Source organism: Geodermatophilus sp. SYSU D00705 (assembly GCF_054050135.1).
The window spans coordinates 20,278-43,318 of sequence record NZ_JBJGYT010000005.1 but is presented as its reverse complement, the minus strand read 5'-3'; the positions used below and the strand labels follow the sequence as shown (position 1 = coordinate 43,318).

Below are 23,041 nucleotides of genomic sequence, written 5' to 3'. Positions count from 1 at the left end.
CGTGGGCATCCGCACGAGGGGCGAGGGCACCCGGCGCAGCGACGCGGAGGAGCTCGCCGCCTACCGGGAGTTCGTGCGCCAGCTGACCGCCACCTGCGAGGCCGCCGCCCGCGGCGACCTGGAGGCCCGCAGCCGCCCGACGCCGGGCATGGAGGACGTGCCGGAGCTGCTGGCGCTGCACCACAGCGCCAACCGGGTGCTGGACGTCTCCGACGCCTTCGTCCGGGAGTCCTCCGCCGCGCTGGGGGCGGCCGCGGAGGGCCGCTTCCACCGCTCGGTGCTGCTCACCGGCCTGGCAGGGGCCTACCGCAAGGGCGCGACGGAGATCAACACCGCGCGGCAGGCCATGGAGCGGACCGCCGGCCGGGTCACCGAGGCCCAGACCGCCCGGCTGCGGCTGGCCGACGAGTTCGAGGCCGTCGTCCTGGCGATGTCGGAGCAGGTGGCGACGGCGTCGACGGAGATGAGCGCCTCGGCGTCCGGGCTGACCGCCGCGGCGTCGGCGGCGAGCGCGGAGACCGGCACCGCCCAGGAGACGATGAGCTCGCTCACCCGCTCCTCGGCGGAGATCAAGGACGTCATCGCGCTCATCGACGCCGTCGCGGCACAGACCCGGCTGCTGGCCCTCAACGCCACCATCGAGGCCGCGCGCGCCGGCGAGGCCGGCAAGGGCTTCGCCGTCGTCGCCACGGAGGTCAAGGACCTCGCCGACCAGACCGCCCGGGCCACCGTGCGGGTCACCACGCAGGTCGAGCGGATCCGGGAGGCCTGCGAGGAGGTCGCCGCCGTCATGGACGAGGTGGGGACGACGGTCACCGAGATGAACGGGCTGGTCGACGGGATCGCCGCGGCGGTCGACGGCACGGCCTCGATGGGCGCCGGGGCCGGCGACATCACCGGGCTGTCCCGGATGGCCGAGCGGCTGCGGTCGGAGGCGACCGGGTTCCTCGCCGAGATGCGCCGCTGACGCCGGGGTACCGTTTCGGGCTGTCGTCCGGATGCTGACCGGGCGGCGGGCCGCGCACGAGCCACAGCGCCGGCGCAGCAGTCGAGGACCGGAACCGGAGGTGTGCGTGCGCGCCAGCGCCGGTGCCGAACGGCCGCCGGGCCCCGGGGACGTCGAGCTCTTCCGGGACGGCGGCGAGAACGGCCGGTTCATGGCCGCGCTGGACTGGTCGGCGACCCCGCTCGGGCCGGTCGACGGCTGGCCGGCCAGCCTGCGGCACGCCGTCCGCACGGTGTTGGCCTCGCGGTTCCCGATGATCCTCACCTGGGGCCCGCGGTACACCCAGATCTACAACGACGCCTACGCCGACCTGATCGGCGCGAAACACCCCGGCGCGATCGGCGAGGACCTGCGGGTCACGCTCGCGGAGGGCTGGTCCGCGCTGCGGGAGCCGGTCGAGCGTGCCATGACCACCCGCGAGCCGTCGTGGATCCCCGAGCTGCTGCTCCTGCTGGAGCGGGCCGGCTACCGCGAGGAGACCTACTTCACCGTCTCGCACGCCCCGGCCTACGGCGACGACGGCGAGGTCGCCGGCATGCACGCGGTGTGCACCGAGGTCACCCGCCGGGTGCTGGCCGAGCGCCGGCAGCGGCTGCTGCGCGACGTCGCGTCCTCCGCGGGACTGGTGGGCGAGGAGGAGCACGACCCGGTGGCGGACATGACCGCATCGCTGGCCGGGCACCCCCTCGACGTCCCGTTCGCGGCGGTCTACCTCGCCGAGCCGGGCACCCCCGGACTGCGGCGCGCGGCCACCGTCGGCTGCGACCCGCGGCTGCTGCCCGAGACGGCCGACTCCGCCGCCGCGCTGCAGCCCTTCGAGGCCGAGGGCCTCGGGATCCCCGGCGGGCCGTGGGGCGACCCGGTCACCGCCGCCGTCGTCCTCCCCCTGGCCGGCCCCGGTGGCGACGAGGTCGGGGCCCTGGTGGTCGGCGTCAACCCGAACCGGGCTCTCGACGAGGAGTGCCGCTCGTTCCACGAGCTGCTCGCCGGCCAGTTCACCGGCGCCGTGCTCAACGCCCGCGCCTACGCCGCCGAGCGGTCCCGCGCCGAGGCGCTGACCGAGCTCGACGAGGCCAAGACGGCGTTCTTCGCCAACGTCAGCCACGAGCTGCGCACGCCGCTGACGCTGCTGCTGGCCCCCATCGGCGACGCCCTGGCCGGCACCGCGCTGCCGCCGTCCGTCCGTGACCAGCTCACCCTCGCCCTGCGCAACGGCCAGCGGCTGCAGGGCCTGGTGAACGACCTGCTGGAGTTCGTCAGCATCGAGGCCGGCCGCACCTCCGCCGTCCGGGTGGCGACCGACCTCGCCGCCCTCACCGCGGAGCTGGCCGGGGTGCTGCGCGCGGCCGCGGAGCGGGCCGGGCTGCGGCTGGTCGTCGACTGCCCGCCGCTGGGGCGGCCGGCCCACGTCGACCGGCGGATGTGGGAGAAGGTCGTCCTCAACCTGGTCGCCAACGCGGTGAAGTACACCTTCGTCGGCAGCATCGGGGTCACCCTGCGGGCCGACGGCGACACGATCACCCTGCAGGTGTCCGACACCGGCGTGGGCATCCCGGCCGAGGAGCTGCCGAACCTGTTCGAGCGGTTCCACCGGGTCCCCGACTCCCCCGCCCGCAGCAGGGAGGGCACCGGGCTCGGGCTGGCGATGGTCCGCGAGCTGGTCGGCCTGCACGGCGGCACCGTCACGGTGACCAGCGAGCCCGGGGTCGGCAGCACGTTCACCGTCACCCTGCCGTTCGGTTCCCCGGACGCCGCCGACGGCGCCGCCGCACCGTCGCCGGCCGCGCGCGGTGCGGCCGTCACCCCCTGGGACGACGACCTCGCCTGGACCGCGCCCGAGCCCCGCCCCGCCGGGGGCGCCGGCGTCCTCGTCGTGGACGACAACGCCGACATGCGCGCCTACCTCACCCGGCTGCTGTCCCCGCACTGGACCGTCCGGACGGCGACCAACGGCGAGGAGGCGCTGGAGAGCGTGGCCGCGGCCCGGCCGGACGTCGTCCTGACCGACGTGATGATGCCGGGGCTGGACGGCTTCGGGCTGCTGCGGGCGTTGCGCGCCGACCCCGCGACCCGGAGCGTGCCGGTGGTCGTGCTGACCGCGCGCGCCGGCCAGGAGGCCGCCGTCGAGGGCTTCGACGCCGGGGTCGACGACTACCTGGCCAAGCCGTTCGAGTCGGCGGAGCTGGTGGCTCGGCTGCGGGCGGTGCTGGCGCGCGCCGCCGGGGCCCGTGCCGCCGTCCCGACGCCGCCGTCGTCGGCACGGATCGACGTCGACGGCGCTCCGCCGCCCGCCCCTGCCGGACCGCCCGTCCCGCGCGTGCCGATGACCGGTCCCCCGCCGGCCGCGACGGTCCGCGGGGACGGCGCGGCCGCGGCGCCGGGCCCGGTCTCCGGCCGCTGGCGGTTCCCCGCGGCGAGCTCCTCCATCCCCGCGCTGCGCCGCCGGCTGCGCGGCCTGTTCGCCGAGGCGGGCCTCGACGAGGAGCGGGCCTACGACCTCGTGCTGGCCACCTGCGAGGCGGCCACGAACGCCGTCGAGCACGCGCAGGACCCGACCGAGCCGTTCATCGACGTCGCGGCGGAGGTCGTCGCCGGGCGGGTGGAGGTGGCCGTCCGCGACTACGGCCGGTGGCGCGAGCGGGTGCCGAGCATGGACCGCGGTCGCGGGTCGATGCTGATGAGCGCGGTCGGGGAGATCACCGCCACCCCGAGCCCGGCCGGGACGACGGTGGTCATCCGCTCGGCCTGAGCCGGCCTGGCATCCCGCCTCCGCACGGGCACGTGCGACCGCTCAACCGCGCAGTTCCGCGTTGAGCCGTGCGGCCTGCCGCGTGAGGTGGTCGCGTTCGGGGAGGTTGGGCGCCGATCGGGCCGCGTCGGCGTAGAGGCGGGCTGCGGTCGCCGGGTTCCCCGCCCGCTCGTGCAGGTACGCCGCGACGGCGGAGTGGCGGGGCAGGGCGGGGTCGAGCTCCGCCAGAGCGGCCAGACCGGCCCGCGGGCCGTCGGCCTCGCCGACCGCGACGGCCCGGTTGAGGCGGGCCACCGGGCTGCCGGTGAGCCGCACCAGCTCGTCGTACCACTCGACGATCTGGACCCAGTCGGTCTCCTCCGCCGTCCGGGCGTCAGCGTGCAGGGCGGCGACGGCGGCCTGGGCCTGGAACTCCCCCAGCCGGTCGCGGGCGAGGGCGGCCTGGAGCACCTCGACGCCCTCGGAGATCAGAGCGGTGTCCCACAGCGAGCGGTCCTGCTCGGCGAGGGGCACGAGGCTGCCGTCGGCCCGGGTCCGGGCGGGGCGCCGCGCGTGGTGCAGCAGCATGAGCGCGAGCAGGCCCGCGACCTCCTCGTGGTCGGTCCGCGCCGCCAGCTGGCGAGTGAGCCGGATGGCCTCGGCGGCGAGGTCGACGTCGCCGGAGTAGCCCTCGTTGAAGACCAGGTAGAGCACCCGCAGCACCGTGGCGACGTCGCCGGGCTGGTCGAGCCGGACGCCGGAGACGGTGCGCTTGGCCCGGCTGATGCGCTGGGCCATGGTCGCCTCCGGCACGAGGTAGGCCTGCGCGATCTGGCGGGTGGTCAGACCGCCGACCGCGCGCAGGGTGAGCGCGACGGCCGAGGCCGGGGTCAGGGACGGGTGGGCGCACAGGAAGTACAGCTGCAGCGTGTCGTCGACCTCCGTCCCCGGTCCGGGCGCCGGCTCGTCCTCGACGACCTCCTCGCGCCGCCGGCGGGACGTGTCGGCGCGGGCGGCGTCGAGGAACTTGCGCCACGCCACGGTGACCAGCCAGCCCTTGGGGTCCCGCGGCGGGTCCTCCGGCCACACCCGCACGGCCTCGACCAGCGCGTCCTGGACGGCGTCCTCGGCCGCCGCGAAGTCTGCTCCGCGGCGGCCGAGGATCCCGATCACGGTGGGGGTGAGGGTCCGCAGCAGGGCCTCGTCCACCGGTGCGTCACTCCGTGATGGTCGGCGGCGCGGCCAGGAACGGGCGCACCTCGAGCCACTCGTGGATCGGCTTCCCACCCGCGCCCGGGGCCGAGGACAGCTCGCCGGCCAGTTCGACCGCCCGCTCCTGGGTCTCGACGTCGATGATCATCCAGCCGGCGATCAGGTCCTTGGTCTCGGCGAACGGGCCGTCGGTGACCGGCGGCCGCCCCTCCCCGTCGGAGCGGACCCACATGCCCTCCGGGGAGAGTGCCTGCCCGTCGACGAACTCACCGGTGCCCTCGAGGCGGGCGGCGAAGTCCTGCATGTACTGCACGTGGGCCGTCACCTCCTCCGGCGTCCACTGGTCCATCGGCACGTCGTTGGCCGGCGCCGGCGCGCCACGGTAGTGCTTGAGGAGCAGGTACTTGGCCATCGTGTCCTCCCTGGTCAGGTGCGCCCATTCTGGCCGCGTGCACCCGGGGGACGGAGCCGTGCGCCGGTTCTCGACATCCCACCGCGACACATCTCCTGGCGGATTCGTTCTGCGGACCGGGCCGCTGCTCCCGCGCGGACGAGCCGTGTACGATCTCCGGGAACGCTCACCGAGCGGCGGGTCCCCCAGCCGCTCAGGCCCGAGCGCTCCGCGGGTGTAGTTCAATGGCAGAACATCAGCTTCCCAAGCTGACAGTGCGAGTTCGATTCTCGTCACCCGCTCTCTCCGCCCCTCGCGGGCAGCCCCGGCGGGCCGACGTCCGTGCCCGGCCGGAGGCCCCCATCCCCCCTCCTGACCTCGTCGTCCGGCTGCGCGCCGCCGGCTGCGTCTTCGCCGAGGAGGAGGCCGCCGCCCTCGTCGCCACGGCGCCCGACCCCCCCGCGCTTGAGGCCCTGGTCGCGCGGCGGGTGGCCGGCGAGCCCCTGGAGACTCTGCTGGGCTGGGCGGAGTTCTGCGGCCTGCGCATCGCCGTGGAGCCCGGCGTCTTCGTGCCGCGCCGGCGGACCGGCCTGCTCGTCGACCGCGCCGCGGCGGCCCTGCGGGGCGTCCCGCGCCCGGTCGTGGTCGACCTGTGCTGCGGCACCGGCGCCGTGGGCGCGGCCGTGGCCGCCGCGGTGGGCGCGGTCGAACTGCACGCCGCCGACGTCGACCCGGTGGCGGTCCGCTGTGCCGCGCGCAACGTGGCCCCCGCCGGCGGACGGGTGCACCAGGGAGACCTCTACGCCGCGCTGCCGCCGCAGCTGTGCGGGCGGGTGGACCTGCTCGCGGTCAACGCCCCCTACGTGCCGACCGCGGCGATCGCGCTCATGCCCCCGGAGGCGCGCGACCACGAGCCCCGCACGGCCCTGGACGGCGGTCCGGACGGCGTCGACCTGCAGCGCCGGGTGGCCGCGGGTGCGCGCCGCTGGCTGGCGCCGGGCGGGGTCCTGCTGCTGGAGACCAGCCGGGCGCAGGCGGCGCTCACCGCGGCCGTCGTCACCGCCGGCGGCCTGGTGGCCGAGGTGCTGCACGACGAGGAGCGCGACGCCACCGTCGTGGCCGGCACCGCCGGCCGGCGCCTCACTGCAGGGCCGGCGCCAGGCTGACGAGGGCGAGGACCAGGACCACGGGGGTAGTGACCAGCCGCTCCCGCTCGGCTCGCGGGCTCACCCGGTGAACCGCACCGTCCCGTCGGGGTCGACGACCAGCCCGGGGTTGTGCGCGATCTCCCAGCGGAAGCCGTCGGGGTCGGCGACGTGGGCGGTGTACCCGCCCCACGACGCCCGCGCCGGTGCGGCCACGACCTCCCCGCCGGCCGCGGCCATCTCGGCCACGACCCGGTCCACCTCCGCCTCGCTGCCGACGTTGTGCGCCAGCGCGATCGGGGGTGGCGGCACGGGGCCGCGCGCGGTGCCGGCGTCCCGGGCGAGCAGCTCGCGGTCGTAGAGGGCCAGGAGCAGCCCCGCCCCCACCTGGATGAAGAACGACTCGCCGGCATCGAGCACCGGCCGCCACCCCAGGCCGTCGACGTAGAAGCGGCGGGACGCGTCGAGGTCGGTGACGCCGAGGGTCACGAGGGTCAGGCGCGGCTGCACGCCCCCACCCTGCCGCGACGGCACCCGCCCCGACATCCCTCCGGATCCGTACCTGGCCGATCACTGTCCGCAGTGGCACGCGCGATCGGGATCCGGAACGGTGTCGGCACTCCTCCTCCCGGCGGACACCGGGTCCTTGGGCCCTGCCGCGGGGCTGCGCCCGCCGGACACCATGCCCGGCATGACCGACGCGCACCGGTTCAGCAGCGAGCCGGAGGAGCCGGACACGGTGGCCCGTGCGGCCGACCGGCGGTCGGACGACGGCGCCCTGCGCGCACTGGGAGACGACGAGATGCCGACTGGCACCGTGCCGGAGCAGCCCGACACCGCGAGTCCGGCCGTCGAGCCCACGCGGCTGACCCCGCTGCTGCCACGACGGCAGAACCCGTGGCTGGTGGTCGACGTCGACGGCTCGGCCGCCGGCTACGGCGCGCTGGTGTGGGCGCTGCGGGAGGCCGCCCGCCGGGAGGCCACGGTGGTGGCGGTCAGCGTCCTGGAGGAGGCCGACCCCGACCCGCTGGCCGGCCTGGGCCGCCGCGACCCGTCGCCCGCCCTCGAACGCCTGGAGGCGGTGGTGCTGCGGGCGATCGCCGAGACCGGCGTAGTCGGGCGGACCCGCACCGCGGTGCTGGAGCGCCCGGTGTTCGACGCCCTCACCAGCGCGGCCCGCGGCGCCGACCTCGTCGTCGTCAGCGCGCACGGCAAGTCGCTGCTGCGCCACGCGGTCCCCCGCCCGCACTCCCGGCGCCTGGCCCGCGGAGCGTGACCGGCGGCACCCATCCCCGGAGTGACACTCCCTCCTCCGAGACCCTCGCCGGCCGGGCCGTGACCCCGCCCGACCCCGAGGGTCCCGACGACCGGGGCCCCGTCCCGGTGCTCGCGGCCGGTGTACGCGCGGCCGCGACGAGCGACCACGTCGAGTCGACGCTGCGCGGAGTCGTGAGCGCGGCGATCGAGCGCGTGCAGGCCGCCTACGGCGCCCTCGGCGTGGTCGACCGCGCCGGCACCGGCTTCGAGCGGTTCGTCGTCGTCGGCATGGACGCCGCGGACCGGGAGCGGATCGGCCGACTACCCACGGGCGAGGGCGTGCTCGGGGTGATGATCGGCGCCTCGGACCCGCTGCGGCTCGAGGACCTCACCGTCCACCCGGAGGCGGTCGGCTTCCCGCCCGGCCACCCGCCGATGCACACCTTCCTGGCGTTGCCGATCCGCGCGGCGGGCCGGGCGTTCGCCGTCCTCTACCTGACCGAGAAGCGCCCCGGGGGCCCCTTCACCGACGCCGACGAACGGGCCGCCCTGGCGCTGGCCGCGACGGCCGGGCTGGCCATCGAGAACGCCCTGCTGGTGGAGCGGGCCGAGCACCGGCGGGCGTGGGCCCAGGCCGGCAGCAGCATCGCCACCGCCCTGCTCTCCGGGGCCGACCCCGACACCGTGCTCCACGCCATCGCCGAGCGGGTCGCCGCCCTGGCCTCCGCCGACGTCGCCGGGGTCCTGGCGCCCAGCCCGGACGACGAGGACGTCCTGATCGTCGTCTCCGCCTTCGGCCTGGAGAGCGAGGACCTGGAGGGCGTGCGGCTGCCCCTGGCCGATACGCAGCTGGGCGCCGCGCACCGGTCCGGCGTCCCCCGTCTCATCTCCGACGTGAGCGCCGCGGCGCCCGGCGGGCGGCGGGCACCGGTGCTGGGAGAGATCGCCGTCGACTACGGCCCCACGCTGTTCATCCCGCTGGGCGGGCGCCCGCCCCTGGGCACGGTGGTCGCGATGCGACGCAAGGGCGGCATGCCGTTCGAGCCCGACACCCTGGAGCTCGCCTCGGCCTTCGCCGCCCAGGCGGCCGTCGCCCTGCAGCTGGCCCGCAGCCAGCAGCGGGAGCGCCGGCTGCAGGTCGAGGCCGACCGCGACCGGATCGCCCGGGACCTGCACGACCACGTCGTCCAGCGGATCTTCGCGACGGGCCTCGCGCTGGACCGGATCAGCCGGTCCCTGCAGACCGACCACCCGGAGGCGGCCGCCCGGCTGGCGGAGCGGGTCGACGAGCTGGACGGGACGATCGCCCGCATCCGCTCGGCGATCTTCGAGCTGCACCAGCCGGAGGACGACTCGCCGGACGCCGTCCGCACCCGCCTGGCCGACGTCGTCCGCTCCATCACCGGCGGGCACGGGCTGCGGCCCGACGTCCGCCTCCGTGGCCTCGACGAGCTGCCGGGGAGCCTGGTGCCCGACGTCGTCGCCGTCGTCCGTGAGCTGGTGACCAACGTGGTCAAGCACGCGCGGGCGACCCGGGTGATGGTGCTGGTGAGCGTGGAGTCGGACGTGCGGGTCGTGGTCACCGACAACGGCATCGGGCTGCCGCCGGTCACCGTGCGCAGCGGCCTGACCAACGTCGCCGACCGCGCCGAGCGGCACGGGGGCCGCCTGACGACCTCGACCGGCCCGTCGGGGACGGAGTTCCGCTGGACGGTGCCGCTGCCGCCGCAGCGCTGAGCGGCCGCCCGGCGCTCAGCTGCCGCCGGGGCGGTCGCGCAGCTCCGTGGCGAGGATGGCGGCCTGGGTGCGGCGCTCCAGGCCCAGCTTTGCCAGCAGGTGGCTGGTGTAGTTCTTGACCGTCTTCTCCGCCAGGCCCATCCGCTCGCCGATCTGCCGGTTGGTCAGGCCCTCCCCGATCAGCCGCAGCACCGTGCGCTCCTGCTCGGTCAGCACCGCCAGCCGGCGGTCGCGCTCCACCGGCCGGCTGCGGGCGGCCACCGCCACCGCGGGGTCCTGGTCGAACAGCGTGCCGCCGGAGGCGACGGTGCGGACCGCGGACACCAGCGCCGAGCCGCGCACCTGCTTGAGCAGGTAACCGGCCGCCCCGGCGGCCACCGCGGCGGCGACCGCGTCGTCGTCGGAGTAGCTGGTCAGCACCAGGCAGCGCTGGTCGGGGACGCGGTCGCGCAGCAGCCGGCACACCTCGGCGCCGTCGCCGTCGGGCAGCCGCATGTCGACCACGGTGACGTCCGGCCGCACGGCGGGCACCCGCGCGAGGGCCTCGGCGACCGAGCCGGCCTCGCCCACCACCCGGATCGCCGGATCCTCCTCCAGCAGTTCGGCCACCCCTCGCCGGACGACCTCGTGGTCGTCGACGAGGAAGACGCGCACCTCGGTGGGTTCCTCCCCCATGCGGCCGCCCCCTCCGGTGTGAGCCAGCGCACAGAGCCTAGGGGGCGCGACGACCGTCGGCACGCCGCATGCACACCGTGTCAGGCCGGCAGCAGCAGGGCGGCGTACAGGGTCAGCCCCGGCCCGAACGCCATGGCGACCACCGGGCCGTCGACGTCCCCGAGCTCGTCGAGCACGAGCAGGACGGTGGCCGAGGAGCAGTTGCCGTGCTCGGCCAGCACCCGCCGGGAGGCCGCGAGCTGGACCTCGGCCAGGCCGAGCTCGTCGCGGACGACGTCCAGGATGCGCGGTCCACCCGGGTGCACCGCCCACCCGGCGACGTCCTCCGCCCGCAGCCCCGCGGCGGTGAGCAGCTCGTCGACGACGTCCCCGACGTGGCGGGCCAGCACCTCGGGCACCCGCGGCGACAGCCCCATGCGGAACCCGAGGTCGGTGACGTCCCAGGTCATGTGGTCGGCGGTGGAGGCGTCGGTGCGCGCGACGATGCCGGCCAGGCGGCGCCCGCGCCGGGCCCCGGGCTGGACGACGACCGCGGCCGCGGCGTCGGAGAACAGCGCGTGCGCGACGACCTGCTCGAGGTCGGCCTGGGCCGGCTGCACGTGCAGGCTGGTGAGCTCGCAGCACAGCAGCACCGCCGGGCGGGACCGGGCCGTCACGAAGTCCGCGACGGCGGCCAGCCCCGGGATCGCCGCGTAGCAACCCATGTGGCCCACGAGCAGCCGCTGCAGGCCCGCGGGCATGCCCAGGTCGCCGGCGAGGCGGATGTCCAGGCCGGGCGTGGCGTACCCGGTGCAGGTGGCGACCGCGAACAGCCCGACCTCGCCCGGCGGCAGCCCGGCGGCGTCCAGGGCACCGGCCACGGCCTGCTTGCCGAGTGGGAGCGCCTCCTCCACGTAGCGCTGCATGCGGGCGCCGGTGCCCCAGCTGCTGAGGTCCTCGTCCAGCGGGTTGGCCACCGCGTGCCGGCGGCGCACGCCCGAGGAGCTGAAGATCCGCCGGGCCGCGCGCAGCCCGGCGTAGTGCTCGGCGAAGAAGCCGTCCCAGACCGCGTCCTGGTCGATCGTGGTGGGGAGGGCGGCTCCGGCGCCGGTGACCACGGCGGCGCTCACCGGGCCACCTCGCCGGCGTTGCCGGGCCGCGACGGAGAGGCGTCCACGGGGCTGCTGGACGGCTCGGCTGCGGGTGCCGCTCCGCAGGCGCACGGGCTCGGCGTCATGCGGAGACGGTACGGCCGAGCAGGGGCTGCCGCCGCATCAGCGCTTGCGCCCGTAACCGGCGAAGACGACCGCGGTGGAGCGGATCGGCTTCATCCGGACCGACCGGCGCCGGCCCAGCCGCCAGCCGACCGCCTCCCGCACCGAGGGGCGCAGACCGACCAGCCGCAGGTCCAGGCCCAGCCGGTCCGCCGCGGCCAGCAACCGGCGGCGGTCGACGAACAGCGCCGGGTCGTGCAGGCCCGGCGGCGGGCCACCAGGCAGCCGCTCGGCGACGGTCACCATGAGGAACCGCCCCAGGCGGGTCGCCGCCAGCGCGTCGATCACCAGGGTGCCGCCGGGGCGCAGCAGCCGGGCGCACTCGGCGAGCACGCCGACGTCGTCCTCGACGTGCTCGAGAATCTCCCCGGCGACGACGACGTCGGCGCACCCGTTCCCGAGCGGGACGGCGTGCACCGAGCCCTGCACCGCCAGGACGCCGTGCGCCCGCGCCAGCTCCAGCCCCGGCCGGCCGAGGTCGACCCCCACGTGCCGGTAGCCCAGCCGGGCCGCGTGCGGCGCCATGAGGCCTCCGCCGCACGCCAGGTCGACCAGCACCGCGCCCGGTGCCGCGGCGGGTGGGATGTGCTCGGCGCGCGACTCGGCCAGCCAGTGCAGCGCGGCGAACCCGCCCGAGGAGTCCCACCACTCGTCGGCGAGCTCGTCGTACTGGCGGGGGTCGTTGCGGGGCAGACCGCTCATGCGGGCATTCAACGGCCCTCGAGCGGATCGTGTCCCCAGTTCGTCGCCCGGCACCGCAGGTCCGGGGTGTCGAGTGGGTCCCCGCGCGGTACCGCAGCGGCGTGGCGTGGAAGAGGTCGGCCGTGTCGCGGGAGCGGACCGACGTGGCCGGGGCCGCGCAGCTGCGCGGCCAGACGCCGGAGCAGGTGCTCGACCGCAACCTGGGCGAGCTGCTCCAGGAGCTGCGGGTCGCGATCACCGGCGTGCAGGTGCTGTTCGCGTTCCTGCTGACCCTGCCGTTCATGGCCCGCTTCGACGACGAGGACCCGTTCGGCACCACGGTCTACACGATCACGCTGCTCAGCACGGCGACCGCGATCCTCGTGCTCATCGCCCCGGTGTCGTTCCACCGCACGCTCTTCCGTCAGCGACGCAAGGCCGAGCTGGTCGCCTTCGCCGACCGTGCGCTGCTCCTGGGGCTGGGGCTGCTCTTCCTCGGCATCACCAGCGCCGTCCTGCTGGTGCTCGACGTGGTGCTGGGCCGCTGGCCGGCGGTCGTCGGGTGCGCGTTCGTCGTCGTGGTGGGAGCGGTGTCCTGGTACGCCCTCCCCCTGCGCCACCGCCGGTCGGCGGCCGGGTGAGGCGGGTCTGGTAGAGCTGACCTCCCGTCCCGCTCCTGGAGGTGCACGCGTGTCGGTGACCGTCGTCGGGAGCCTCAACGAGGACGTGCTCGTCCGCGTCGGCCGCCTGCCCGGGCGGGGCGAGACCGTCATCGGCTCCGGCACCGCGCTCGCGCCCGGGGGGAAGGGCGCCAACCAGGCGGCGGCCGCGGGCCGGCTCGGCACCGGGGTGGTCATGGTGGGCCGGGTCGGCGCCGACCCCGCCGGGGAGCGGCAGCTGGCGGCGCTCACCGCGGCCGGCGTCGACGCCGGGCACGTGCAGCGGACGCCGGAGGCGCCCACCGGCACCGCGACGATCCCGGTCGAGGAGGGCAGCGGGGAGAACCTCATCGTCGTCGTCCCCGGGGCCAACGCCGAGCTGCGCCCGGAGGACGTCGACGTCGACCCGGTGCGGCGGGCGCGGGTGGTCCTGCTCCAGCTGGAGGTGCCGCTGGCCACCGTGGCGGCCGCTGCGGCCGTCGCCGGCGGCACCGTCGTCCTCACCCCGGCTCCGCCCCAGCCGCTCCCGGCGGAGCTGCTCGCGCGCGTCGACGTGCTCGTGCCGAACGAGCACGAGCTGGTCGCACTGGCCGGCGCGGCACCCGGCGAGCGCGACCCGGCCGAGCTCGCCGACCTCGCCCGCGCCCTCGGGGCGGGCACGGTCGTGGTCACCCTCGGCGCGCGCGGCGCGCTGCTCGTGCCCGCGGACGGGCCGGCGCTGCTGCAGGCCCCGCCGCCGGTCGAGCCGGTCGACACCACGGGCGCCGGGGACTGCTTCTGCGGCGCGCTCGGCATCGCGCTGGCCGACGGCGCGGCCCCGGCCGAGGCGGTCGCCCTCGCGGTCACCGCCGCCGCGCTGTCCACCACCGGTGCCGGCGCCCGGGGCGCGCTGCCCGACGCCGCGGCCGTCGCCCGGCTGCGCCCCCGGCTGCCGCCGGCGGCGCCGCTGCGGGGTTGAGCGGCCGGGTCCCCGGGCACAGGCCCGCCGAACGGGAGAGCCCCGACCGAGGAGGACGACGATGACCGATCCGGACCGCCCGCCCCGCTCCGCCGAGCGCGCCGAGGGCGACCCGCCCGGCGAGGAGTCGACCGACGGCCGCACGCCGCACCCGTCGGAGCCCGCCGAGGGCCAGGACCGGCCCGAGGAGGGCGCGGACACCCCCTGAGCGCTGGCGGGCGGGGTGGCCGGTGCGGCAGGCTGCGGGGCCGTGCTGCTCGACGCCACCCTGCCCGCCGACCTCAACGCGGTGCCCGGGGTCGCGCGCGAGCTGGAGGCGCGCGGCTGCGCCGGCGTCTGGACCTCGGAAACCGACCACGACCCCTTCCTCCCGCTGCTGGTCGCGGGCCGGGCGACCACCCGGCTGCAGGTCGGGACGGCGATCGCGGTCGCCTTCGCCCGCTCCCCGATGACGGTGGCCGCCACCGCGCACGACCTCCAGCGGTACACCCGCGGCCGCTTCGTGCTGGGCCTGGGGACGCAGGTGCGTGCGCACGTGGAGCGGCGGTTCTCGATGCCGTGGAGCACGCCGGTGCCCCGGATGCGCGAGTACGTGGCCGCGCTGCGGGCCATCTGGACCGCGTGGCAGGAGGGCACCCCGCTCCGGTTCCGGGGCGAGCACTACACGCACACCCTCATGACGCCGGTGTTCAGCCCGGAGCCGCACGAGTGGGGCGGGCCGCCGGTGCACCTGGCCGCGGTCGGGCCGGGGATGACCCGGCTGGCCGGTGAGGTCGCCGACGGCCTGTTCGCGCACCCGTTCACGACCGCCCGCTACCTGCGCGAGCGCACGCTGCCGGCGCTGGGCGAGGGGCTGACGGCGTCGGGCCGGGCGCGTACCGACGTCAGCGTGGGCCTGCCGGGGTTCGTCGTCACCGGGGACACCGCGACGGAGCGGGAGGCCGCGGCCGCCGCCGTCCGGGCCCAGATCGCGTTCTACGGCAGCACCCCGGCCTACCGGCCGGTGCTGGAGCTGCACGGGTGGGAGGACCTCGCCGACGAGCTGCACTCGCTGTCGGTCGGGCGCCGGGAGGACCGGTGGACGGCGATGCGCGACCTGGTCGACGACGAGGTGCTGGGCGCGTTCGCCGTGGTCGCCGACCCCGCGGACGTCGGGGCGCGGGTGCGCGAGCGGTACGACGGCCTGGTGGACCGGTTCAGCGTCAACACGGTCGCGCCGGCCCCACGCGGGGTCTGGGACTCCCTGGTCGCGGCGCTGCAGGGAGGCCCGGCGGACACGGGGAGTGACTGATCTCTCATCGTTTCGGCTTCAACTCACCGTTTCGGGTCTGTTTCCTCCGCCCGGATTGGGGGGACGCTGGGTGCCATGGAGGACACGCAGCGCGACATGCGAGTAGTTGACGAGACCCCGGCCGAGCGCCAGGCCGACGAGTCGCAGGCCCAGCAGGCCTCCGCCGTCCCCGTGGCGCGGATGCTGGCCAACCCCCGCCGGGTGCGCCGGGCCTGACCCGAACGGGGATCGGTCGGTCGCTCGACGGTCACTGATCGTCACACGCGTCCCACCGATCCCCGGGGTCCCGGCCAGCCCGGGCGTCTCTCGTCACTCACTGCGACCAACCGGCGCCGGATCCCGGCGTGCCGCGAACTGATCCGTCACGGGCTGGGGCAGCATCCCCGACGTGACCGCAGCCGCCCTCCCCCTCGCCGCCGACGACGTCTCGGTTCCCGTCCGCCGGAGCCGGGCCGAGCGGCAGGCCATCGTCCTGGACACCGCTGAGCGGCTGTTCGCGACCCGCAGCTCCCGCAGCGTGGGCATGGACGAGCTGGTCCGCGAGACCGGGCTGGGCAAGATGACGGTGTACCGGCTCTTCAAGAGCAAGGACGACCTCGTCGGGGCCTACCTGGCCCGCAAGGCGGCCACCGTGCTCGCCTCCATCGACGCCGAGCTCGTGCGCCTGGACGGCGACCCGCGGGCCGCGCTGCTGTCGGTGGTCGACACCGTCGAGCGGGACGTGACCCGCGCCGGCTTCCGCGGGTGCCCGTTCACCAACGTGAGCAGCGAGTACGACGATCCCCAGCACCCCGCGCGCAGCGCCGCCGCCGACTACAAGTTCGAGCTGCACGGGCGCCTGGAGCGCCTCGCCGACCAGCTGGTGCCCGGTGCCGGGGACGACCTCGCCGCGCAGGTCCACCTGATCATCGACGGCATGTACCTCTCCGGCGGGCTGCTGGGCCCCGACGGCCCCGCTTCGCACGGCCGCGCCCTCGCCGAGCGGCTCATCGACGCCGCCATCGCCGCCCGCTGAGCCGCCGCGGTCGCCGGCGCGGTCGCCCACCCGCGCGGGGCACCGCAGGATGGGCCGGTGAGCACCGACCGCAGCCGGCCCGACCTCGACGACACCACGGTGGAGGGCCTCGGCAAGTTGTCCGAGGCCCTGGAGACCATCGAGCAGGCCCGCGGCCAGCTCTACGGCTTCCACCAGCACTCGGGCAAGGCGGACCTGCTCCTGCAGGACGCCGTCGAGCTGTTCCGCAAGGCCGGCCACACGCAGCTGGCCAACGACCTCGACCGTGACCTCGTCGGCCGCAACGTCATCGCCGACCGCTGGACGTTCCAGATCGTCGAGGACTACGACGCCACCTACTGGTCGGTCTTCCGGGACTTCGACGAGCGGGCCCGCACCGAGCTGGCCGGCGGCGACCGGCACGTCTACGAGGCCCGCATGAAGCAGCGCGAGCGCACGCACGGCCACCCGCACCACGAGGCCGGCCCCTCCCTCGACGAGTAGCGGGACCCGCGCAACTCCGGGGAAGTCGTCGTCCCGACCCGCAGGGAGACCGCCTCTCCCCCGGAGTTGCGTCGCGGCGCCGGCCGCCGGGCCGGCTACGGCAGCGGTGCGATCCGGCCGACGACGTCGGTGGCCGCCTCGTAGGCGGTGCCGACGTCGAGCAGCGTGAGCTCGTCGAAGGGCCGCCCCGTGAGCTGCATGCCCAGGGGCAGTCCGGCGGCGTCGAACCCGGTCGGCAGCGCGATCGTGGGCAGGCCGGTGAGGTTGGCCGGGGAGGTGAGCCGCACCATCGCCAGGTCGACGGCCTCAGTGGTGCCGTCGGCCCAGGTCACGTCCATCTGGTCGACCAGCGGGGCGGGGAAGGGCTGCACCGGGGCGACGACGACGTCGACGTCGCGGAACAGCTCGGCCCAGGCCCGCTGGATCAGCGTGCGCACCCGCAGCGCCTTGATGTAGTCGGTGGCCAGCACCAGCTCGCCCACCTCGAGCTGCATGCGGGTCTCCGGGCGGTAGAGCTCGGCCTTCGTGCGCAGCGCCTCCTGGTGGTAGGCGGCGGCCTCGGGGAGCACGATGCCCCACTCCGCGGCCAGCACCTGGTCCGGGTACGGGATGGTCACCTCGCGGACCTCGGCCCCCAGGCCCTCCAGCACCTCGACCGCCGCCCGCACCGAGGCCTCGACGTCCGGCTGCACGTGGTCGAAGAAGTAGTTGGCGGGCACGCCGATCCGCAGGCCCCGCACGTCGCCGGTGGTGCCGGCCGCGTAGCCGGGCACCGGTACGTCGACCGAGGCCGGGTCCAGCGGGTCGTGCCCGGCGATGGCGTCGAGCACCAGGGCGGCGTCCCGGACGTTGCGGGTGAGCGGGCCGACGTGGTCCAGCGACCACGACAGGGAGGCCACCCCGCGCCGCGACGTCCGCCCGTAGGTCGGCTTGAGCCCCACCGTGCCGCACAGGTTCGCCGGGATGCGGATCGAGCCGGCCGTGTCGGTGCCCATGCCGACCAGGCAGGAGCCTGCGGCGACCGCAGCTCCGGAGCCGCCGCTGGACCCGCCGGGGATGCGGGTGGTGTCCCACGGGTTCCGGGTGGTGTGGGTGCGCCCGCCGTAGGCGAACTCGTGCGTGTGGGTCTTGCCGACCATGACCATCCCGGCCCCGAGCAGCCGCTGGACGGCGACGGCGTCGGTGTGGGGCACGTGGCCCTCGCGCACCTTCGAGCTCGACGTCGACGGGATGCCGGCGGTGTCGTAGAGGTCCTTGACGCCCAGCGGGATGCCGTGGAGCGGCCCGCGGTAGCCGCCGGCGGCGATCTCCTTCTCGGCGGTCCGCGCCTGGTCCCGCGCGAGGTCCGCGCAGACGTGGGCGAACGCGTTGATCGCGGGCTCGGTGGCCTCGATGCGGTCGAGCACCGAGTCGGTGAGCTCCACCGGGGACAGCCGGCCGGCCTCGATCTCCCCGGCCGCGGCGGTCAGCGACAGCTCGCAGGGCTGCACGGTCAGGCCTCCCAGCGGGCGTCGAAGGCGGTGGCCGGCGGGGTCTCCCCCAGCGGGACGTCGTCCAGCCGGTCGATGAGGGCGTACATCTCGCCCAGGACGGCGCCGACCGCCTCGTGCCGGTCGGCGGCGAGGTCGAGGCGGGCGCCGCGGGCGGCGTGCGCCGTCGCCTCGGCGGAGAAGGAACGCGGGGTGGGTGTCACGGGCAGCTCCCGGGCTCGAGGGATCGTCCCAGCAGTCTGCCGCCCCGCGCGCCCCGGACCCTGCCTACCTGTGACGTCGTCGGCCGCACCGCCGGCGTTCCCCGTGCGTTGCCGGTTGCACCACCCGCAGTGCACGAGGTGGACCGGCAGTGCGCAGCGCCGGCCCACCGCTGCGGTCGCCGTCCGGCTGTCGCCGCCGGAGACTCGGGGCGTGACGATGCCCGAGCCCTCCGAGGACCGCGACGCCCAGCCCCTCGGCGCGGAGGTCGCCCCGCCGGCCGACCCGGAGTCCCAGGGCGGCAGCGAGGGCTCCGCCTCCGGGGCCGCCGGCCCGAGCTACCCCCCGGCGGAGAGCGAGCCCGACGCCGGGCGGTGACGTACACCGGGGGACGGCGGCAGACTCCTCGGCGTGACGTTCCCCGGTTCCCCCGTCGACCCCCTGGCCACCTCGACCGGGGCCGGTGCCGGCACGCCGGGCACCAGCTCCGGGACCACCGGCGCGGCGGGCGGCTCCCCGGCGCCCGCCGCTGCCGGCCGCTCGACGCCCGCGCGCAGCACCGGCCGGACCATCGGGCGCACGCTGGCGCTGGCCCTCCTGCTGTTCGTCACCGTCATCCTGGTGCTGTTCGTCGTCTTCAACACCCAGACCGTCGACGTGAGCCTCGTCTTCGGCAACGTCGACGCCCCGCTGGTCGTGGCGCTGCTCCTCGCCGCCGTCCTCGGCGGGCTGGTGGGGTGGCTGAGCAGCCTCGTGCTGCGCGCCCGGCGGCGCAACCGCTGACCGGCCGGCGTCAGGAGCCCATGGCCGGCATCTCGCCGGCCATGTCGCCGCCGGGCACGGTGAGGGCCGGGACCACGTCGGGGGCGGCGAGCACCAGCACGCCGAGGGCGAGCAGCAGGGCCGCCGTCCCGTAGGTCGCCGTCCGGCGCCACGGCAGGGTCTTCTCGATCGCGATCAGGCCGGCGACCACCGCCATCCACACGACGCTCATGACCCCCAGGGCGAACAGCGAGGCCATCAGCGCCCAGCAGCAGCCGACGCACCAGGCGCCGTTCTTCGCGCCCATGCGGAGCGCTCCCGACCGCCCCTCCCGCCACGAGCCGAGCACGAAGCCGAGCGGGCTCCGGCACTTCCCGAGGCAGACGTCCTTCAGCGGGGTCAGCTCGTAGACGGCCGCGACGACGAGCGTGGCGCCCGCGACCCACCGGCCCGCGCGGTCGAACGCGAGCACGTCGCCCAGGAACCGGTCCAGGGCGGTCAGGAGCCCGAACGCCACCAGGCCGGCGGTGGCCCACGTGAGCAGGTAGCCCGCCGTGAACAGCAGGGGCGAGAGCGGGGACCGCTGCCGGGTCATGCGCGAGTACAGGGCGACGGTCGGTGCGACCGACGGGAACATCATCGCGGCCATCATCACGACCCAGACCCCGAGGAACCAGCCCAGCGTCCCCAGACCGGTCCAGGGCCCGTCGTCCATGCCCCGCATCTGCCGGACCGTCCACCACCAGCCGACGCCGGCGAGGGCGAACAGCACGGCGACGAGCCCGACCCGGGCGCGGACGGCGGCGAAGGCGGGCGCGAGGCCGTCGCCGGGAAGGCGTTCTCGCGCCTCGACGCTCATCGGATCAGGCGGACCAGGAGAACTCGGCGGTGGACAGGCCGGTCTTGCCCTCGTACGAGATGCCGAAGGCATCGATGCGTGACCGCCGCGCCTCTGCCGCCACCAGGTTCGACGCGACCGGGTGGAATGCGCCGTCGAAGCGGACCGGGCGCCCGTCCTCGGACCCGAAGGGGACGATGTCCTCGATCTCGAAGTCGATCGCGTCCCCGACACGCACGCTGTGCAGCAGACCGTCGTCGCGCATCTCGATCGCCGCCCGCTCGACACCGACGACCTCGCCCACGAGCGGGGCCATCGCCGCCATCGGGCCACCGAGCTGACCCCCGAAGACCTTGACCAGCTCGTCGAACTGCTCGTCGCTGGCCTGGTCGTCGACGAACATCCCGAGCCGCCAGTTGCCGTCGGTCATGACCTTGGGGGTGTCGATGATCAGCACCACCCTGCGGCCCCGGACGTCGGTGCCGTCGACCTCGCCCTCGCGGATGTCGAAGCCGAGCGTCGCCCGGCAGTAGTCGTACGTGGCCCCGTGGTCGAACGAGAGGTTGCAGGGGCACATCAGCTCGCAGGAGCAGGTCTCGGCGTAGCTGCCCTTCAGGCTCCATGCCATGGCAGGTCCCCCTCCATGAGGCGGCCAGTGTCCAGCCGCCCAGAGAGGGGGGTCAACCACCTCGTGAGCGGCCCGCGGGCACCCTCCGGGTGGAGTTGCTTGCTCCGGTTACCGGCCGGTAATACCGTTTGTTACCCGCGGGTACGAACCCGTCGGTCACGGACACGGGAGCACGACACATGGGCCACTACACCGCGAACCTGCGGGACCTCGAGTTCAACCTCTTCGAGTTCCTCGACACCAAGGAGCGGTTCGGCACCGGCCCGTTCGAGCAGATGGACGCCGAGACCGCGCGCGGCGTCCTCGCCGAGATCCGCCGGCTGGCCGAGGGCCCGATCGCGGCCTCCTTCGCCGACGCCGACCGCAACCCGCCCGTCTTCGACCCGGCGACGCACTCCGTGACCCTGCCCCAGTCGTTCAAGCACTCGGTCCAGGCCCTGCACGCCGGCGAGTGGTACCGCCTGGACCTCTCCGAGGAGCTCGGTGGCTTCGGCGCCCCCGCCGCCCTGACCTGGGGCGCCTTCGAGATGGTCCTCGGCGCCAACCCCGCGGTGTTCATGTACGGCTCCGGCCCGGCCTTCGCCCAGACGCTGTTCGACCTGGGCACCGAGGACCAGAAGCAGCTGGCCCGCCTCATGATCGACCGGGGCTGGGGCGCCACGATGGTGCTCACCGAGCCCGACGCCGGCTCCGACGTCGGCGCCGGCCGCACCAGGGCGGTGCAGCAGCCCGACGGCTCCTGGCACCTCACCGGCGTGAAGCGGTTCATCACCTCCGCCGAGCACGACCTGTCGGACAACATCGTCCACCTGGTGCTGGCCCGCCCCGAGGGCGCCGGGCCGGGCACCAAGGGCCTGTCGCTGTTCGTCGTCCCCAAGTTCCACGTGGACCTCGCGACCGGCGAGCTCGGGGAGCGCAACGGCGCCTACGTGACCAACGTCGAGAAGAAGATGGGCCTCAAGGTGTCCACCACCTGCGAGGTCACCTTCGGCGACGGCCCGGTGCCGGCGAAGGGCTGGCTCGTCGGCGACGTGCACGACGGCATCGCGCAGATGTTCAAGGTCATCGAGTACGCCCGGATGTTCGTCGGCACCAAGGCGATCGCCACCCTGTCGGCCGGCTACCAGGTGGCCCTCGACTACGCGAAGACCCGCGTCCAGGGCGCCGACCTGACCGCGACGTCGAAGGACGCACCCCGGGTCACCATCACCCACCACCCCGACGTCCGCCGCTCGCTGATGCTGCAGAAGTCCTACGCGGAGGGCATGCGTGCGCTGTACCTGTACGCCGCCAGCTTCCGCGACCAGGTGACCGAGGCCGAGGCGGCGGGCACCGACGGCAGCGAGGCCGCCACCCTGGCCGCGCGGGTCAACGACCTGCTGCTGCCGGTGGTGAAGGGCTTCGGCTCCGAGCGGGCCACCCAGCTGCTCACCGCCGAGTCGCTGCAGACCCTGGGCGGCTCGGGCTTCCTGCAGGACTACCCGATCGAGCAGTACATCCGCGACTCCAAGATCGACACGCTCTACGAGGGCACCACCGCGATCCAGGGTCAGGACTTCTTCTTCCGCAAGATCGTGAAGGACGGCGGCGTCGCGCTCACCTGGCTCGCCACGCAGATCAAGGCCACGGTCGAGGCCGGCGACGACCGGCTCAAGGAGGAGCGGGCGCTGCTGGGCGCCGCCCTCGGCGAGGTCCAGTCGATGCTCACGGCGATGTTCGGCCACCTGACCGCCGCCCAGCAGGACGTCACCAACCTCTACAAGATCGGCCAGAACACCTCCCGCCTGCTCCTGGCCACCGGCGACCTGGTCACCGCCTGGCTCCTGGTCCGCCAGGCCGAGGTGGCGCTGACCGCCCTCGCCGGCGAGGTGGGCGAGAAGGACAGGCACTTCTACGAGGGCAAGCTCGCCGCCGCCCGGTTCTTCTGCAGCCAGGTGCTGCCCCGGCTGGCCTCGGACCGGGTCGTCGTCGAGCAGACCGACAACGCCCTCATGGAGGTCGACGAGGCCGCGTTCTGAGCACTTCGTCGTCCTCCGGACGACACCGCGGCCAGGTGCCGTCCAGGCCTGCGCTGAGCCGCTGCCCGCGTCCCGGCGGCCGTCGTCCCCCCGGACGGCGGCCGCCGGTCGTTTTCGGGTGCTCGGCGACGGGCAAGGCTCCGGGTGACACCGCCGTCGCACAGGAGGCCACCGTGAGCGACCCACAGGGCAGCGACCGGATCCAGCAGGACGTCCCGACCGCGTCGGGCACAGGGGACAACAGCAGCACCGGGTCCGGTTTCGACGACGTGCCCCTCACCCGCGAGGAGGCGGTGGAACGCGACGCCGCGCAGCCCGACGACCTGCCCGCCAAGGCCGACAGCGACCCGGCGCGCGCCGAGCGCGGCGGGCCCGGCGGCAGCGTCTGAGCCACGACCACCAGGAGGAACAGCATGAGCGCACCCGACCCGACCGGCTACCACGAGGGCGACGACATCTCCGACGGCCCGAGCAGCGGCAACCTCGTCGACGGCGTCCCCGGCGAGGACCGCCCCGACGGCGGCGCGCAGGACACCACGCTGACCACCGACGAGGAGGCCCAGCGCGACGACACCACGGCCCGGCCGGGCAACGCGGCGTCCTGAGCCGCCGG

The 23,041-nt window shown here is 75.5% G+C and carries 27 protein-coding genes and 1 tRNA gene; 18 read left to right on the top strand and 10 right to left on the bottom strand.

The window, feature by feature from the left end:
* Position 1 precedes the first annotated feature (1 nt).
* On the top strand, positions 2-967 hold the full coding sequence (locus ACI78Q_RS05720; RefSeq protein ID WP_456922355.1) for a methyl-accepting chemotaxis protein: 966 nt from the start codon (positions 2-4) through the stop codon (positions 965-967).
* A gap of 106 nt (positions 968-1,073) precedes the next feature.
* Positions 1,074-3,755, top strand: coding sequence for an ATP-binding protein (locus ACI78Q_RS05715; protein WP_456922354.1), 2,682 nt, complete (start codon positions 1,074-1,076; stop codon positions 3,753-3,755).
* A gap of 42 nt (positions 3,756-3,797) precedes the next feature.
* On the opposite strand, the gene ACI78Q_RS05710 is transcribed toward ACI78Q_RS05715, so the two are convergent.
* Both ACI78Q_RS05710 and ACI78Q_RS05705 read right to left on the bottom strand, forming a co-directional pair.
* Complete coding sequence (locus tag ACI78Q_RS05710) at positions 3,798-4,943, bottom strand: RNA polymerase sigma factor (protein ID WP_456922353.1); 1,146 nt, start codon at positions 4,941-4,943, stop codon at positions 3,798-3,800.
* Positions 4,944-4,950: 7 nt separating this feature from the next.
* The gene (locus ACI78Q_RS05705) at positions 4,951-5,358 is read right to left on the bottom strand and encodes a YciI family protein (RefSeq protein WP_456922352.1); all 408 of its coding nucleotides are present in this window, start codon (positions 5,356-5,358) and stop codon (positions 4,951-4,953) included.
* Positions 5,359-5,568: 210 nt separating this feature from the next.
* Between ACI78Q_RS05705 and ACI78Q_RS05700 the strand changes: the two genes are divergently transcribed.
* Both ACI78Q_RS05700 and ACI78Q_RS05695 read left to right on the top strand, forming a co-directional pair.
* Positions 5,569-5,639 (top strand) — tRNA-Gly (locus tag ACI78Q_RS05700).
* A complete protein-coding gene (locus ACI78Q_RS05695) occupies positions 5,613-6,503 on the top strand; it encodes a putative protein N(5)-glutamine methyltransferase (RefSeq protein ID WP_456922351.1) in 891 nt (296 codons plus the stop codon). The genes ACI78Q_RS05700 and ACI78Q_RS05695 overlap by 27 nt, the downstream gene beginning before the upstream one ends.
* A 60-nt stretch (positions 6,504-6,563) precedes the next feature.
* Here ACI78Q_RS05695 and ACI78Q_RS05690 read toward each other — a convergent pair whose 3' ends face one another.
* Positions 6,564-6,992 carry a VOC family protein gene (locus ACI78Q_RS05690; protein ID WP_456922350.1) on the bottom strand — a complete coding sequence of 143 codons (429 nt, stop codon included), beginning with the start codon at positions 6,990-6,992 and terminating at the stop codon, positions 6,564-6,566.
* A gap of 181 nt (positions 6,993-7,173) precedes the next feature.
* Between ACI78Q_RS05690 and ACI78Q_RS05685 the strand changes: the two genes are divergently transcribed.
* Both ACI78Q_RS05685 and ACI78Q_RS05680 read left to right on the top strand, forming a co-directional pair.
* Positions 7,174-7,758, top strand: coding sequence for a universal stress protein (locus ACI78Q_RS05685; protein WP_456922349.1), 585 nt, complete (start codon positions 7,174-7,176; stop codon positions 7,756-7,758).
* Positions 7,759-7,817: 59 nt separating this feature from the next.
* Positions 7,818-9,476 (top strand): GAF domain-containing protein, encoded by a 1,659-nt coding sequence (locus ACI78Q_RS05680; RefSeq protein ID WP_456922348.1) that lies wholly within the window; start codon positions 7,818-7,820, stop codon positions 9,474-9,476.
* A 15-nt stretch (positions 9,477-9,491) separates the two neighbouring features.
* On the opposite strand, the gene ACI78Q_RS05675 is transcribed toward ACI78Q_RS05680, so the two are convergent.
* The 3 genes from ACI78Q_RS05675 to ACI78Q_RS05665 all read right to left on the bottom strand — a co-directional run bounded on the left by ACI78Q_RS05675 (position 9,492) and on the right by ACI78Q_RS05665 (position 12,106).
* Positions 9,492-10,151: a response regulator gene (locus tag ACI78Q_RS05675; protein ID WP_456922347.1), complete on the bottom strand. Its 660-nt coding sequence runs from the start codon at positions 10,149-10,151 to the stop codon at positions 9,492-9,494.
* Between the two features lie 80 nt (positions 10,152-10,231).
* Positions 10,232-11,260 (bottom strand): type III polyketide synthase, encoded by a 1,029-nt coding sequence (locus ACI78Q_RS05670; protein WP_456922346.1) that lies wholly within the window; start codon positions 11,258-11,260, stop codon positions 10,232-10,234.
* Between the two features lie 144 nt (positions 11,261-11,404).
* A complete protein-coding gene (locus ACI78Q_RS05665) occupies positions 11,405-12,106 on the bottom strand; it encodes a methyltransferase domain-containing protein (protein ID WP_456922345.1) in 702 nt (233 codons plus the stop codon).
* Between the two features lie 122 nt (positions 12,107-12,228).
* Here ACI78Q_RS05665 and ACI78Q_RS05660 point away from each other — a divergent pair, with 122 nt between their 5' ends.
* The 7 genes from ACI78Q_RS05660 (at position 12,229) to ACI78Q_RS05630 (ending at position 16,491) form a co-directional block, all read left to right on the top strand.
* Positions 12,229-12,726 carry a DUF6328 family protein gene (locus tag ACI78Q_RS05660; RefSeq protein WP_456922344.1) on the top strand — a complete coding sequence of 166 codons (498 nt, stop codon included), beginning with the start codon at positions 12,229-12,231 and terminating at the stop codon, positions 12,724-12,726.
* A gap of 49 nt (positions 12,727-12,775) precedes the next feature.
* Positions 12,776-13,702 (top strand): ribokinase, encoded by a 927-nt coding sequence (locus ACI78Q_RS05655; RefSeq protein ID WP_456922343.1) that lies wholly within the window; start codon positions 12,776-12,778, stop codon positions 13,700-13,702.
* Between the two features lie 61 nt (positions 13,703-13,763).
* Positions 13,764-13,910: a hypothetical protein gene (locus ACI78Q_RS05650; protein WP_456922342.1), complete on the top strand. Its 147-nt coding sequence runs from the start codon at positions 13,764-13,766 to the stop codon at positions 13,908-13,910.
* Between the two features lie 42 nt (positions 13,911-13,952).
* A complete protein-coding gene (locus ACI78Q_RS05645; protein WP_456922341.1) occupies positions 13,953-14,993 on the top strand; it encodes a TIGR03617 family F420-dependent LLM class oxidoreductase in 1,041 nt (346 codons plus the stop codon).
* 75 nt (positions 14,994-15,068) lie between these two features.
* The gene (locus tag ACI78Q_RS05640) at positions 15,069-15,209 is read left to right on the top strand and encodes a hypothetical protein (RefSeq protein ID WP_456922340.1); all 141 of its coding nucleotides are present in this window, start codon (positions 15,069-15,071) and stop codon (positions 15,207-15,209) included.
* Positions 15,210-15,381: 172 nt separating this feature from the next.
* Positions 15,382-16,008 (top strand): TetR/AcrR family transcriptional regulator, encoded by a 627-nt coding sequence (locus ACI78Q_RS05635; RefSeq protein WP_456922339.1) that lies wholly within the window; start codon positions 15,382-15,384, stop codon positions 16,006-16,008.
* Positions 16,009-16,065: 57 nt separating this feature from the next.
* Positions 16,066-16,491, top strand: a complete 426-nt coding sequence (locus ACI78Q_RS05630; protein ID WP_456922338.1) for a hypothetical protein — start codon at positions 16,066-16,068, stop codon at positions 16,489-16,491.
* A 95-nt stretch (positions 16,492-16,586) separates the two neighbouring features.
* On the opposite strand, the gene ACI78Q_RS05625 is transcribed toward ACI78Q_RS05630, so the two are convergent.
* Positions 16,587-17,981, bottom strand: a complete 1,395-nt coding sequence (locus tag ACI78Q_RS05625) for an amidase (RefSeq protein WP_456922337.1) — start codon at positions 17,979-17,981, stop codon at positions 16,587-16,589.
* 2 nt (positions 17,982-17,983) lie between these two features.
* A complete protein-coding gene (locus tag ACI78Q_RS05620) occupies positions 17,984-18,184 on the bottom strand; it encodes a hypothetical protein (protein WP_456922336.1) in 201 nt (66 codons plus the stop codon).
* Positions 18,185-18,395: 211 nt separating this feature from the next.
* Here ACI78Q_RS05620 and ACI78Q_RS05615 point away from each other — a divergent pair, with 211 nt between their 5' ends.
* The gene (locus ACI78Q_RS05615) at positions 18,396-18,560 is read left to right on the top strand and encodes a hypothetical protein (RefSeq protein WP_456922514.1); all 165 of its coding nucleotides are present in this window, start codon (positions 18,396-18,398) and stop codon (positions 18,558-18,560) included.
* A gap of 33 nt (positions 18,561-18,593) precedes the next feature.
* Positions 18,594-18,965 carry a lipopolysaccharide assembly protein LapA domain-containing protein gene (locus ACI78Q_RS05610; RefSeq protein ID WP_456922335.1) on the top strand — a complete coding sequence of 124 codons (372 nt, stop codon included), beginning with the start codon at positions 18,594-18,596 and terminating at the stop codon, positions 18,963-18,965.
* A gap of 10 nt (positions 18,966-18,975) precedes the next feature.
* Here ACI78Q_RS05610 and ACI78Q_RS05605 read toward each other — a convergent pair whose 3' ends face one another.
* Both ACI78Q_RS05605 and ACI78Q_RS05600 read right to left on the bottom strand, forming a co-directional pair.
* A complete protein-coding gene (locus tag ACI78Q_RS05605; RefSeq protein ID WP_456922334.1) occupies positions 18,976-19,803 on the bottom strand; it encodes a DUF2182 domain-containing protein in 828 nt (275 codons plus the stop codon).
* Positions 19,804-19,807: 4 nt separating this feature from the next.
* On the bottom strand, positions 19,808-20,410 hold the full coding sequence (locus tag ACI78Q_RS05600) for a DUF1326 domain-containing protein (RefSeq protein WP_456922333.1): 603 nt from the start codon (positions 20,408-20,410) through the stop codon (positions 19,808-19,810).
* Positions 20,411-20,589: 179 nt separating this feature from the next.
* Here ACI78Q_RS05600 and ACI78Q_RS05595 point away from each other — a divergent pair, with 179 nt between their 5' ends.
* The 3 genes from ACI78Q_RS05595 (at position 20,590) to ACI78Q_RS05585 (ending at position 23,033) form a co-directional block, all read left to right on the top strand.
* Positions 20,590-22,428 carry an acyl-CoA dehydrogenase gene (locus ACI78Q_RS05595; RefSeq protein ID WP_456922332.1) on the top strand — a complete coding sequence of 613 codons (1,839 nt, stop codon included), beginning with the start codon at positions 20,590-20,592 and terminating at the stop codon, positions 22,426-22,428.
* Positions 22,429-22,601: 173 nt separating this feature from the next.
* A complete protein-coding gene (locus tag ACI78Q_RS05590; protein ID WP_456922331.1) occupies positions 22,602-22,817 on the top strand; it encodes a hypothetical protein in 216 nt (71 codons plus the stop codon).
* Between the two features lie 24 nt (positions 22,818-22,841).
* Positions 22,842-23,033, top strand: a complete 192-nt coding sequence (locus ACI78Q_RS05585; RefSeq protein ID WP_456922330.1) for a hypothetical protein — start codon at positions 22,842-22,844, stop codon at positions 23,031-23,033.
* Positions 23,034-23,041 lie beyond the last annotated feature (8 nt).